The sequence below is a fragment of the Bordetella petrii genome, assembly GCF_017356245.1.
Lineage (GTDB): Bacteria > Pseudomonadota > Gammaproteobacteria > Burkholderiales > Burkholderiaceae_B > Bordetella_A > Bordetella_A petrii_D.
The window spans coordinates 424,993-436,919 of sequence record NZ_JAFMZZ010000004.1; the positions used below are offsets into that span (position 1 = coordinate 424,993).

Here is an 11,927-nt window from a genome sequence, read left to right on the forward strand (position 1 = left end):
CATCAATCCCGTCATACCCTGAGCCAGGCAGATGCGCCCCTGCCGGGGACGAATCTTGCCGCTTTAACGGAGAACTGGCGTGACCCAGTTGATCCTTTTCAACATATTCAACGGGTTGGTCATCGGCGCGTTCTATGCGCTGATGGCCCTGGGCCTGTCCCTGATCATCAACCTGACCAACGTCATCAACTTCGCCCACGGCGAATTCCTTGCGCTGGGCGGCTACATCGCCTTTACGCTGGACCCCTACCTGGGATTCTGGTGGGCGCTGATCGTGTCGCCGTTCATCACGGCGATCATCGGCCTGATCGTCGAGCGCGTGCTGATACGCCCCCTGTACAACCGCGACCCGCTCTACAGCCTGCTGCTTACATTCGGGCTGGCCTACGTGCTGCAGGATTCGATCCGCTTCATCTGGGGCGCGCAGGGCTTGCCGCTGCAGACTCCCGCCATCCTGAACTCGCCGCTCAGCCCCACGCTGTTCTTCCTGACGGGCTACCGGGTCTTCATGGTGGCCCTGGTGGCGGCGGCCGTGACGGTGCTGTTCTACGTATTGAAGAAAACCCGCGTGGGCATGCGCATACGCGCCGGCACGCTCGACCTGGAAATGGTGTCCGCCCTGGGCGTGGATGTGCGCATCCTGCGCAATCTCAACTTCGGCCTGGGCATCTTTTTTGCGGGCCTGGCCGGCGTACTGGCGGCCGGCATGCTGGGGCTGACGCCCACCATCGGCGAAGCCCTGATCATGCCCAGCTTCGTGGCGGTCATCGTGGGCGGCCTGGGCAGCCTGGTCGGCACCCTGTTCGGCGGCCTGGTAATAGGCGTAGCAGCGGGCGTCGTGACGGTGTTCTATCCGTCGGCCTCGGAAGCGTCCATCTACGTGATCATGGCGATCGTGCTGTTGTTCCGGCCATACGGCCTGTTTGGCGAAAAAGGCGGGACCAAACTGTGAATCACCGCATGAACATATCAAAGCATTATCAGTGGATTCTGTGGGCCGTGCTGTTGAGCATGCCGTACTGGATCACGGCCCTGGGCGGATATACCGACCTTGCCACACGCCTGCTCGTCATCGGGCTGGCGGCCATGGCAACCAACCTGCTGGTCGGCCATACCGGAGTCAATTCGTTCGGCCATGCCGCCTACTTCGGCCTGGGCGCGTACGCCACGGGCCTGACCCTGAAGTACCTGATGCCGAGCACGCCCGCGGCCTTCGTCGTGGGCGTCCTGGTCGGCACACTGGGCGGCATGCTGATCGGCGCCCTGATCGTCAGGCTGCGCGGCATTTACTTCGCGCTGGCCACCATCGCCTTCGGCCAGGTGTTCTACTTCATTGCCTTCCGCTGGAACTCGGTCACCGGCGGGGACAACGGCCTGCGCGGTTTCCACCGCCTGGCCATAGACCTGGGCTTCGTGGAATTCGACATCACGTCCAGCCTGGCCTTTTACTACGTCGCGCTGGCCGTCCTGGCGCTGTGCGCGTATGCCATGGCCACCATCCTGCGGTCTCCGTTCGGGCATACGCTGCAGGCCATCCGCGAAAACGAACGGCGTGCGCAGTTCCTGAGCATTCCGGTCAACCGCCACATCTGGATCGCCTACACCATCTCGTGCTTCTTCGTGTCGGTGGCGGGCTCGCTGTACGCCCTGCTGAACAACTTCGCCAGCCCCCACGACCTGTACTGGACGCAGTCGGGCGACTTCGTGCTCATGGCGGTCATCGGCGGCATGCGTTCTTTCTGGGGCCCGCTGCTCGGGGCCGCCATCTTCGTGCTGGCGCAGGACTACCTTTCCGGCGTTACGCAAGACTGGATGTTCTTCATCGGGATGATCTTCGTGCTGGTCGTGCTGCTTATTCCCCGCGGTATCGCCGGACTTTTCCAGCGGAGGGCACAATGAGCCTGCTCCAGGTCCATAACGTTTCCCAGCATTTCGGCCAGCTGGTGGCGGTGAACGACGTCTCGCTCACCGTCGAACCCGGAGAACTGCACGCGATCATCGGCCCGAACGGCGCGGGCAAGACCACGTTCTTCAACATGATCAGCGGGTTCTACCGGCCCACGCGAGGCCGCATCGTGTTCGACGGCGCCGACGTCACCGACGTGCAGCCACAGAACCGCGTGGCCATGGGCATGGCGCGCACCTTCCAGATTACCGAAGTGTTTCGCGAGCTGACCGTGCGGGAAAACCTGCGCGTTGCCGTCGAAGTGACGCAAGGCCTGAGGCTGAAGCTGTTTCGTTCGCGGCAACAGGCCCGTGAAACCGAAGACCGCATCGACGAATTGCTGGATTTGGGCGGGCTGACGGACAAGGCCGAACGCCTGGTCGGCGAACTGTCGCACGGCGACCAGCGTTCGGCGGAAATCATGATGGCGCTTGCATTGAAACCCAAGCTGCTGCTGCTGGACGAACCGGCGGCGGGCATGGGCAACAAGGAAACCTACGAAACCGCGCTGCTGATACGCAAACTGCACCGCGCGCAAAAGCTGACGATCGTGCTGGTTGAACACGACATGCGCGTCATTTTCAACCTGGCCGACCGCATTACGGTGCTGACCGAAGGCGAAGTGCTGGAACAGGGCACACCCGAGCAGATCGCCGCCAGCGAGAAAGTGCAAGTTGCTTATCTGGGGGAATCACATGAAGGCGCTTGAGGTACAGCAACTGAATACCTTCTACGGCAAAAGCCACATCCTTCATGGCATTGATATTGAAGTCAACGAAGGTGAACTGGTCACGCTGCTGGGCCGCAATGGCGCGGGCAAATCCACCACGCTGCGCAGCATCATGGGGCTGACGCCGGCCCGCGCCGGCCACGTGAAAATATTCGGCACCGATTCCACGCACCTGCCGCCGTTTCGCATCGCCGGCCTGGGCGTAGGCCTGGTGCCGGAGGGGCGCCGTGTTTTCTCGAACCTGACCGTTGAAGAAAACCTGAAGGTGCCGGTAGACCGCCCGGGGCCGTGGAATATCGCCCGCGTGTATAAAGCCTTTCCGCGGCTGGCCGAACGCAAGGGCCACAAGGGCGGGCAGCTATCCGGGGGCGAGCAGGAAATGCTGTCCATCGCCCGCGTCCTGCTGCTTAACCCCAGGCTGCTGATGCTGGACGAGCCATCCCAGGGCCTGGCGCCGCTGATCGTGCAGAACGTATTCGACATTATTGTGGCCGCGCGCAACGAAGGCGCGGCGGTGCTGCTGATCGAACAGAACGTGCGGGCTGCAATTGGGGTGGCCGATCGTGCCTATGTGCTGGACCGGGGGACTATTACGTATAGCGGCGTTGCGTCGGAGTTTGGGAAGGACGAGCAGCGCGTGCAGGAATTGGCGGGGGCTAGTGCGCAGAAATGGGAGTTTCCGGAGGATTGATTGGGGTGGGGTGGTGGAGGCCGGTTGGGTCGGAGACTGTCATTCGCGAGTGTCTGCTGTCGACCCTGAACGGACATCATATTCGACGATAACCATATCTGGGGAGCGCCTTGGGATCGCTGAAATTACAGTTTGAGACAGCCCTCCTCAATCGACAACTCCAAGATCCTTAGCAATAGCTTCACGTAATGCGCTTACTTCCGGACTGCTCAGAATCAACTCAATTGCAGCAATAAACTCGAGGTACACGACATCGATCTTTTCCGGCTCGTATGTGAATTTTGAAGATTGGTCTTCTTCGAAAGTGTCCGGGTTGAAGCCGATAGTTGGAATCCCATCTGGCAGTCCTAGTCCTATCGAATCACGCGCCTCATGCGCCCCAGCTCGTGGAGTTTCACTTCGGAAAGGTTGCCCTTCGGCATCGGATCGCATAGACCACGACGATAACCAGCGAAAACAGGATGTGGAATCCGTTGCCGCCCCAGTTCACCGCGGTCTGGTTGAACACGTAATTCACCGATGCCGCATCGATGCCCATCATGTCGAGCAGCCCTATCCGCGGCTGCACCGCCGTGGGCGGCCGGGGCGGAAGCACGGTTTCGACGCTGGACTTGACCAGGGCAGAGACAAAACCGGCGACGATACCCACGCCAACCAGGGCACCCAGCGTGCTTTTACAGGGCTGAAGCGTGTCCGATGCCTGCACAGTAAATTCCTTTAAGAAAGAATCCGGGCTGGTGACCCGACACAAAGACTTCGGTTCCTGGATGCTGCCTTGGCTGTATTGGATAGGCCTGCGGCGTGATCGGGGTGGAAGTGTCCTCCCATCGCCGGCGCCTGGGCTAAATCGATATCGAGACGTCAAAATCGAAATCCCCAAGAAAAATCAGTACATTAACCCGAATCGATTAAGCAGAAGAAAGGCGGGTTTTTGCTACGGCCACAGTCAATGACCAGCTCTGGTTAAGTTTTCCCCACATGTCATCGGCCCACAGCATCGACAGGTAACCCCAACGCGGCTCGGCTCGCAAAAGTAGAGGTTTAATCTCCAACTATGACCGATAAGTGCTGCGACCAATATAGATTAGAAGGAAGAATCGATGACCGATCAGCGCCTCGCTAATAAATTTGCTGGACTAGATGATGCACATACCCGCTTTGTTCTGATGCACAGAACTCTGGGGCTTCCAGTTCTGCACCACCCTCGCCCTCTTGGAATAATCAGAACTAAGGCCCGTGCAAAGTGGATGCAATCTGAAATCGACGAGCTACGTCGAGCGGTAGATATTGTCGACCAAGTTGACGCGTTAATGGACATCCTATGTCACGTGATGGGAGCGTTGGTGGAAATGGGGGTACGTCCTGGAGTGCCCATGACGTTAGTTTATGAAAGCAATCTGGCAAAATTGTGGCCGGATGGTGTTGCCCGACTCGATGTCGATGGGAAGTTGTTAAAGCCGCCAAATTGGGAGGGGCCGGAGAAAGCAATACAGCGCTGGCTGTCGGAATTAGGACTAAAGACGGCGGTGGACGAGGGAAACCCCTGATTAGCATATGTAACCGATATGTTCTACATTTTGCTGCATGGTTACCTTAGCCCGTTCGGACAAGCGGTTGCTTTTGCTCAGTGGTGCGGTAGCGGGAGGCAAAACCTCCATAGCTAACGCGCTGCTGAGCACCCATGGATTTCGCAAGATCAATACCAGTGCCCACCTTAGCGCGCTCGCCTCGGCCCAAGCACTCCCCATTGAGCGAACCGCTTTACAGAATTTGGGTGACATGCTCGATGTGCAGACCGATTACCGCTGGCCGGTAACGGTAGCCTTAGAACAGATCCACGAAGCCCAGAGCAACGCGCTGTATTGGCTACTTGATGCAGTAAGAAAGCCGCAACAGGCAGCACAATTCCGAACTGCTTTCGTTCATGTACTACACGTGCATGTCATCGCATCTGAAGAAATTCTGCGCAGGCGCTTCGCACAGCGCCAGACCGTAGATCAAGGATTAGACGCAAGTATCAACTATGAGGCGGTAGTGTGCCATCCGAACGAGGTGGCATCGCGGGCGCTCGGCTCCATTGCAGACGTCATCTATGACTCGGGAAACAAATCTGCAGAAATTATTGCTGAAGACATTTTCAAGATAATCCAAGGACTACACCATGGACCAAGTAGTGTTGATCAGCGGGCACCTCGGCGCTGGTAAAAGCGGGCTAGCCCGGATACTGGAGTCCGAGTTTGATTATCTTCGCTTTAGTAGCAGTGAGTTCTTAAGACAGGAGGCCACACGACGAGGCAGGGCATTGGACCGAAAATCGCTGCAAGAGCTCGGCGACATATTAGACCGGGAGACCGACGACGCTTGGCTCTATCGAGCGGTATGCAAGATGGCGCAATCGCAGAGGAATAGCTTACTGCGAATAGTGGTCGACAGCGTGCGGACTCGCAAACAACTTGAGCATTTCCGCCAAGACCACGCCCTGCCATGTGTACATGTCCATCTCTATGGCCAAACCGTCGCATTACGTAAGCGATTTCACGAACGCCAAGACCGAGACGCGGCACCGGACTATGTGGAAGCCGATTTAATCAAGAGCGAGAAGGATATCGAGGGTTTCAAGGGTGACGCAGACCTCCGCGTCAACACCACGAAAAACGACAATCGAGACACAATTGCTCGGGTCGCCGCTAGCTTAGGGTTGTTTTCTGCCCCCGACGTGCGTTGCGTGGACGTGCTGGTTGGCGGGCAGTATGGAAGCGAAGGGAAAGGGCATGTTGTCGCCTATCTCGCCAAGGAGTACGACGTGTTGGTACGTGTTGGCGGCCCCAATGCTGGTCACACGGTTTTGGGACCCAGAGGACAATACACATACCACCACCTTCCATCCGGCTCTATGGATGTGAATGCCAAGTTGCTGCTTGGGCCTGGAATGACGATGTTCGTTCCAGACCTGCTAAAAGAGATTGCGGACTGTGGAGTTCAGCCTGACCGCTTGTTCATCGATCCGCACGCGATGATCATCGAACAGGCGGATAAGGAAGCAGAGGCACGTGTGAAAAGCGCGATCGCATCGACTGCTAGTGGAAGCGGAGCCGCCGCGGCGCGCCGGATCAATGACCGGGGTTTGACGACAGTAAGACTTGCTAAAGACGTTCCGGAACTCGCGCCGTACGTTGGCGAGAAGGAACCATATCGCGGCTCGACGATGCGTCAGCTAGAAATTGCCTACCGCAAGCGCCAGTCGGTCTTGTTGGAGGGCACACAGGGTAGTGGGCTCAGCATTTTCCATGGCAGCTATCCCCATGTAACCTCGCGAGATACGAACGTCGCAGGTTGTCTGGCAGAGGCGGGCATATCGCCTAATCGAGTGCGCCGAGTACTTATGGTAGTGCGCCCTACACCCATTCGAGTGGGAGACCCCGATGGCGATCAGAATGCCACGTCAGGTCGTTTGAAGCACCAGACAAGCTTCCGCGAAATCGCAGACGAAGTTGAGCTAGACGCGGAGGAAATGGAAAAAAACGAAAAGACCTCAACGACCCGGCGCAACAGGCGAGTCGGATGGTTTGAATGGGAACAATTTCGCCAAGCCTGCGCATTAAATGCGCCGACCGATATAGTGCTAGCGTTCGCAGACTACTTACACGGGAAAAATCGTGATGCGAGGAGATTCGAACAACTATCCGCCAAAACTATCAATTTTGTCGAGGAACTAGAGCGCGTAGCCCAGGCTCCAGTCTCACTTATCAACACACGCTTTCCACGTGGGCCCGATGCAGAGGGCGATATCCGAACAATTATTGATCGAAGAAACTGGACGGCACGAGTCTCCTGACCGCCATGCAAATACAAGATTTCATCGCGCGATACCCCAAACTTTATCATATGGCGGAGCCCGGTAGCTGGCCTAGCATCCGCGAACGCGGACTATTGTCGACTACGGCCAGTCTGGACCAGTCAATAGTCACTACAGATCTGCGGACGCAGATCGAAAGCGCACGGCGACCTCAAAAAGTCGTTGTCAATTTGCGTGATGGGACGAACTTGGTGCTGCGCGACCAGAAGCCAATGAGTGATGCTCGTTTAACAAGTTGCTTGCTGGACGGGATTACGCCAAAGGAATGGTACGAATTCATAAACCGAAAGACATTCTTCTGGGCAACACAAACACGCTTGATCACGCTGCTTGAAGCTTATGCTGAAAGCGAACACGACATCCTCATAGTAGATACCGCGTCGCTCGTCGCAGCTCACGAGGCGCGTATTTCGCTATGCCATATGAATTCAGGCAATACAACACCCTGGGCACATCCCCGTAACTACGAAGTTTTTAAAACAATTGCCTCTTACCCGGCCACGCCACGTGGACGCCCGCACAAAGAAGTGGCCGAGGTAGTGGTCGACTACGCTGTACCAGATATTCATTGTCATGTGACTGCTGTGTGCCGCATGCGGGGTGCTAGGGTAACAAGCAAGATGCCATATGACTAAACTGACAAACCCTGAATTACCTCCGGTTTTGCAGCTCCTTTCAGCGAAGTGCAAGTCACGCTGCACGACGTGCATCCTGACAAAGAGCCCTCTGTCCTTGAATGCTTGACTTATGAGAAGGACGGCACTCGGGGCTTAACCTCACGAAAATTGGCCTTGACGAGAAATTCCCCCGAAATCGAGCCATTCTTCGAGACATTGAATCGGCGTCACACAGGTACGCTGACTGCTCGAATACCTTACACCGCCGCCCAATGCTTCGAAATTGCCTTATTTGTCTACTCTGCGCTACCTTACTCCCTGGCTGTATGTCCACGCAGCAACGTGAAGCGCTCTACTGGGAAGATTGGGCACTAGCAGAGGCGCAGGCGGGACGAATGTCGCCGAGCAACTATTACCAAGGAATTTATGATCGATTGAGTGCGATGCCGCAGATGGACGGTTCAAAACTGACTCTTGATTTGTTGATTCACGCTATTGATATCTCAAAGAAATTCGAAGCGGGCCAAATTTCGCTAACGGATTATTCGACCTATATTGTGGAGCTACAAAGTGCCATTGCGTTAGTCCAGCGAGCAGTTCGCCAGCGGCGCAAGGCCGCAGCCTTGGCCGCCTACGATGAAATTCTGAATACGCTCGCCGCGTACGGCCTGGCTGAGAGCATTGCAGCCACTGCTCACGCCTCGACGTTTACCCTATCACCGCCCCTGCAAACCGGATGCATGTCCACACCGGCGCTGTATGGCACCAGTATCACCACTTCGTGTACTACACAGTAACGGTGAGTCCATACCGATTCGACCTAGCGCCCCGTATCACACATATATCGTGGCAGATCAAGGACTTCGGCCACCGTGGTTCATCCCCGTTTAACTGCCATAACGCTTTCAAGCGCCATTCAGTCTGCCTCTCGAGCCTAAATCTAATGCGCATATCGCTGATCGGAACTGTCCACGCCGAAAGTGGACACGCCAACTTGGCGGAATTGCGGACGATTCTTGAACGCCTTCAGCCTGACGTCATCTTTGCTGAAATTCCTACTGCCAATCTTCCTAACTATCTCGACGGCTCTCACGGCAATCTCGAGTCTGCTGCCGTTGCCCTCTATCGGAAGCACTGTCCAGTCGACGTTATACCTGTGGACTTAAACAGACCGAACGACGAGTTCTTCAGAAAATCTCAGGAGATGTTCGAAAAGGTCGAAAGAGCGAGCCCTGCATATCGCCGCCTGATGGATCAGAACAGCCTCGACACACGAGATCACGGTTTTCCATACCTTAATAGCGATCGCTGCGCCCGAGCATGGGCAGCCATCTATGACGAAGTGTATGCAACCGTTGGATGGATCGGCGAGGCCAGATTGCGGCAGATCTACGCTCTGTGGAGCGAGACAAATGACCGTCGCGAGACTGGCATGCTAGATAACATCAATGGCTATTGCATCCGCTGCGCACTCTCTCATGGAGTGCTTCTCCTTGGTGCTGGACACAGGAAAGCCATGGTGGAGAAGGTGCAGGAGCAACGAGGCGTCGGTGCACCGGGAATCTCATGGAACCTTGAAAGTTCTTTGGATTAGGCAGTGTGAGGAGATATCTGCTGCTGGCCGATAGCCGTCGGTACTGGTACACGGTTTGCAATCCCAAGCGGTCAATCGTGGATCCATAGCATGGTCCCACCGGAAAACGCGACTGACGCGGGATGCATCGCTGGAGAGCACGGCCGATAACCAAATCAGGGCGGAACGGGTGGGATCGACTTATAAACGGCTTCTGCCAACCGGACCGACCGCAGAGTAAACCTCCCCTAACCTGCAATACCGGTCCAGGTACTCTCGCAACACTGCCACCTGATCCCTGCGAAAGATTCCCGCCAAATAGCCATCTGGCCTGACCAGCACGGCGACGCCCTCACCAAGGCCATAGAACCTGGCGAACTGGTCCAGGTGGTCTTCGATCTCCATGCCGGGGCCGATGCTGTGGATGTGCAAGCCGGCGCTTGGTAAAAAGGTCGAAGCGCCGTTGACAAGCAAGGTCCAGTGCGTACCCTTGAACAGGTTGAACAGGCGCGTGGGGCTGCCGCCTGCGCCACGCACAATGGCATCAGGCGCGCGATTGCCCGGTGCAAGCCTGCTCGCGGCTTGCGACGAAAGCGATAACGGCGAGGTGGGATAGCCGATGTCCAGTTGCTGGACTTCACGGGTCCGTCTGTTGTCCCCGGTCTTGAAACCGGCAAGCAGCCGGGTGGACAGGCCGAGTACGTCCGTAGCCACGGGCCGGCGTTCGGCTTCGTAGGTATCCAGAAGCGCCTCGGGCGCGCCGGCAAGCACGGCCGCCAGCTTCCAGCCCAGGTTGTAGGCGTCCTGCACGCTGGTGTTGAGGCCTTGTCCGCCGGTGGGCGGATGGACATGCGCCGCATCGCCAACCAGGAACACGGGGCCATCGCGGTAACGGTCAGCAAGCCTGGCATTCATGTTGTAGGTGGAGGACCAGGCAACCGAATGGACCGTAACGTCCGTGCGCCCGGTATGCAGGGCAATCCGTTCGGTCAGCGCTGCAGCGGTGAGGTCGATGTCGCCGTCCAGGGCAACGGGCGCCTGGATCTGGAACAGGTCGGTGCCCGCCAGCGGGCAGATGGCAATGGGACCTGCGCCGTTGCCATCGAACTGGTGCCACCTATCGCGCGACAGCCCTTCCAGCACGACATCGGCCACGATTGCCCGCACGCCCAAAGTCTTGCCGGGAAAGCCAATCCCCAGGGTGCTGCGCACCATGCTGCGCCCGCCGTCTGCTCCCACAAGGTAGCGAGCGTGGAAAGTCTGCTGGCCCTCGGGGGTGGAAAGCCGGGCATCTACCCCGTCGGCGCCAATCACCATCCCGGTCAGCTCGACACCGAACTCCGGCGCATGGCCCAGTTCGACCAGGCGCTCTCGCATGACCGCTTCGGTCTTGAACTGCGGAACCATCAACGGAAACGGATAGGGCTCGGCGGGAGTGGGGTCAACCGCACTCGTCACTTCCTGATCCACATGACTGCCGTCATTCGAGTATCTGCGAACCGTGGGGTAGACGCCACCCGCGGCCATGGTTCGGTCCAGGATCCCCATATCTTCAAAGACCTCCTGAGTACGCGGTTGAATCCCTTTGCCGCGCGAGCCCGAAAAGGGGGATGCGAGTTTGTCGATGAGGGCAAAGCGCACGCCGCGCCGCGCCAGTTCTATTGCCAGGGTCATGCCGGCGGCACCAGCACCGCAGACCAGCACATCAACAGGCTCACGCATATCGTTTCTCCAAATAATGTGTAAAATGCACATATCAGGAGGGCAGTTTATGACCATCAAAAAGAAAGTGCAAGATACACATATTTCGGCGCAACTGAAGGATCTCCATCGGTCCTTGATCTCGATCGTGAGCGTGATGAACCGCCCGCGCAACGACGAACGGCTGATCGCGGAAGCCGGCGTACAGCTGGACCAAGCGCTTTTTCGCCTGTTGGTGGTGATCGAACGGGTGGGCCCGATCGGCGTGGTGGATCTGGCGGATCGACTAGGCAGGGACTACACGACCATCAGCCGGCAGGTCGCCAAGCTGGAACGCATGGAGATGGTGATGCGGCATGAGAATTCGGAAGATCGCCGGATACGCGAAGCGGTGGTGTCTTCCAAAGGCAAGGCCATAACTGACCAGCTTGACCAGGCCCGCGAGCGCCTGGCACGGGGGATCTTTCAGGACTGGACTGCGGAAGACATTACGGACCTGGTGCGTCTGATGCGCAAGTTCGCAGAGGCGCTGGAGCAAGGCACACGGGCTGGAAGCGGCGAGCGTTAAGGCATGAAACGCTTCATTCGTTCCTACGGCCCTGATCGGGCGGCTGGCGATACACCGATTCCGATCCGTTGCGGACCTACACCCGATCGTTCCGTTTCAACGAATCGTTGAACAGATGTCATCGCCCAATATCAGAGCAAGATCCGTATAGCCGCTCTTTTTCCTTTGCCATACGCTGCAGGTAGCGGAACAAACGCATCCTGGTTCTTGTGCCGGATGGGAAATTACAACCCCGCCCCCATCGTG

At 57.4% G+C, this 11,927-nt stretch carries 14 protein-coding genes; 11 read left to right on the forward strand and 3 right to left on the reverse strand.

Going from position 1 to position 11,927, the window contains the following annotated elements; genetic code table 11:
- Positions 1–79: 79 nt before the first annotated feature.
- Genes J2P76_RS20145 through J2P76_RS20160 form a run of 4 tightly spaced genes read left to right on the forward strand, consistent with a single transcriptional unit; the run spans position 80 to position 3,366 of the window.
- On the forward strand, positions 80–952 hold the full coding sequence (locus J2P76_RS20145; protein ID WP_207409625.1) for an ABC transporter permease subunit: 873 nt from the start codon (positions 80–82) through the stop codon (positions 950–952).
- Positions 953–960: 8 nt separating this feature from the next.
- On the forward strand, positions 961–1,899 hold the full coding sequence (locus J2P76_RS20150; RefSeq protein ID WP_207409626.1) for a branched-chain amino acid ABC transporter permease: 939 nt from the start codon (positions 961–963) through the stop codon (positions 1,897–1,899).
- Positions 1,896–2,654, forward strand: a complete 759-nt coding sequence (locus J2P76_RS20155; protein WP_207409627.1) for an ABC transporter ATP-binding protein — start codon at positions 1,896–1,898, stop codon at positions 2,652–2,654. Before J2P76_RS20150 ends, J2P76_RS20155 begins: the two co-directional genes overlap by 4 nt.
- Complete coding sequence (locus tag J2P76_RS20160) at positions 2,641–3,366, forward strand: ABC transporter ATP-binding protein (RefSeq protein WP_207409628.1); 726 nt, start codon at positions 2,641–2,643, stop codon at positions 3,364–3,366. Before J2P76_RS20155 ends, J2P76_RS20160 begins: the two co-directional genes overlap by 14 nt.
- A 147-nt stretch (positions 3,367–3,513) precedes the next feature.
- On the opposite strand, the gene J2P76_RS20165 is transcribed toward J2P76_RS20160, so the two are convergent.
- Both J2P76_RS20165 and J2P76_RS20170 read right to left on the reverse strand, forming a co-directional pair.
- The gene (locus J2P76_RS20165) at positions 3,514–3,798 is read right to left on the reverse strand and encodes a hypothetical protein (protein WP_207409629.1); all 285 of its coding nucleotides are present in this window, start codon (positions 3,796–3,798) and stop codon (positions 3,514–3,516) included.
- The gene (locus tag J2P76_RS20170) at positions 3,761–4,072 is read right to left on the reverse strand and encodes a DUF1440 domain-containing protein (protein WP_207409630.1); all 312 of its coding nucleotides are present in this window, start codon (positions 4,070–4,072) and stop codon (positions 3,761–3,763) included. Before J2P76_RS20170 ends, J2P76_RS20165 begins: the two co-directional genes overlap by 38 nt.
- Positions 4,073–4,466: 394 nt before the next feature.
- Here J2P76_RS20170 and J2P76_RS20175 point away from each other — a divergent pair, with 394 nt between their 5' ends.
- The 6 genes from J2P76_RS20175 (at position 4,467) to J2P76_RS20200 (ending at position 9,433) form a co-directional block, all read left to right on the forward strand.
- On the forward strand, positions 4,467–4,913 hold the full coding sequence (locus tag J2P76_RS20175) for a hypothetical protein (RefSeq protein WP_207409631.1): 447 nt from the start codon (positions 4,467–4,469) through the stop codon (positions 4,911–4,913).
- Between the two features lie 37 nt (positions 4,914–4,950).
- Positions 4,951–5,571, forward strand: a complete 621-nt coding sequence (locus J2P76_RS20180; protein ID WP_207409632.1) for a hypothetical protein — start codon at positions 4,951–4,953, stop codon at positions 5,569–5,571.
- A complete protein-coding gene (locus J2P76_RS20185) occupies positions 5,528–7,201 on the forward strand; it encodes an adenylosuccinate synthetase (RefSeq protein ID WP_207409633.1) in 1,674 nt (557 codons plus the stop codon). The genes J2P76_RS20180 and J2P76_RS20185 overlap by 44 nt, the downstream gene beginning before the upstream one ends.
- A gap of 5 nt (positions 7,202–7,206) precedes the next feature.
- Positions 7,207–7,857, forward strand: coding sequence for a DUF7002 family protein (locus tag J2P76_RS20190; protein ID WP_242697627.1), 651 nt, complete (start codon positions 7,207–7,209; stop codon positions 7,855–7,857).
- Between the two features lie 308 nt (positions 7,858–8,165).
- Entirely contained in the window at positions 8,166–8,636 is a 471-nt protein-coding gene (locus tag J2P76_RS20195) for a hypothetical protein (RefSeq protein ID WP_207409634.1), read from the forward strand.
- Positions 8,637–8,782: 146 nt separating this feature from the next.
- Complete coding sequence (locus J2P76_RS20200) at positions 8,783–9,433, forward strand: hypothetical protein (RefSeq protein ID WP_207409635.1); 651 nt, start codon at positions 8,783–8,785, stop codon at positions 9,431–9,433.
- A gap of 180 nt (positions 9,434–9,613) precedes the next feature.
- Here the strand turns inward: J2P76_RS20200 and J2P76_RS20205 are convergent, their stop codons facing one another.
- Positions 9,614–11,134, reverse strand: coding sequence for an FAD-dependent oxidoreductase (locus J2P76_RS20205; RefSeq protein WP_207409636.1), 1,521 nt, complete (start codon positions 11,132–11,134; stop codon positions 9,614–9,616).
- A 49-nt stretch (positions 11,135–11,183) separates the two neighbouring features.
- Here J2P76_RS20205 and J2P76_RS20210 point away from each other — a divergent pair, with 49 nt between their 5' ends.
- Positions 11,184–11,681, forward strand: a complete 498-nt coding sequence (locus J2P76_RS20210; protein WP_207409637.1) for a MarR family winged helix-turn-helix transcriptional regulator — start codon at positions 11,184–11,186, stop codon at positions 11,679–11,681.
- Positions 11,682–11,927 lie beyond the last annotated feature (246 nt).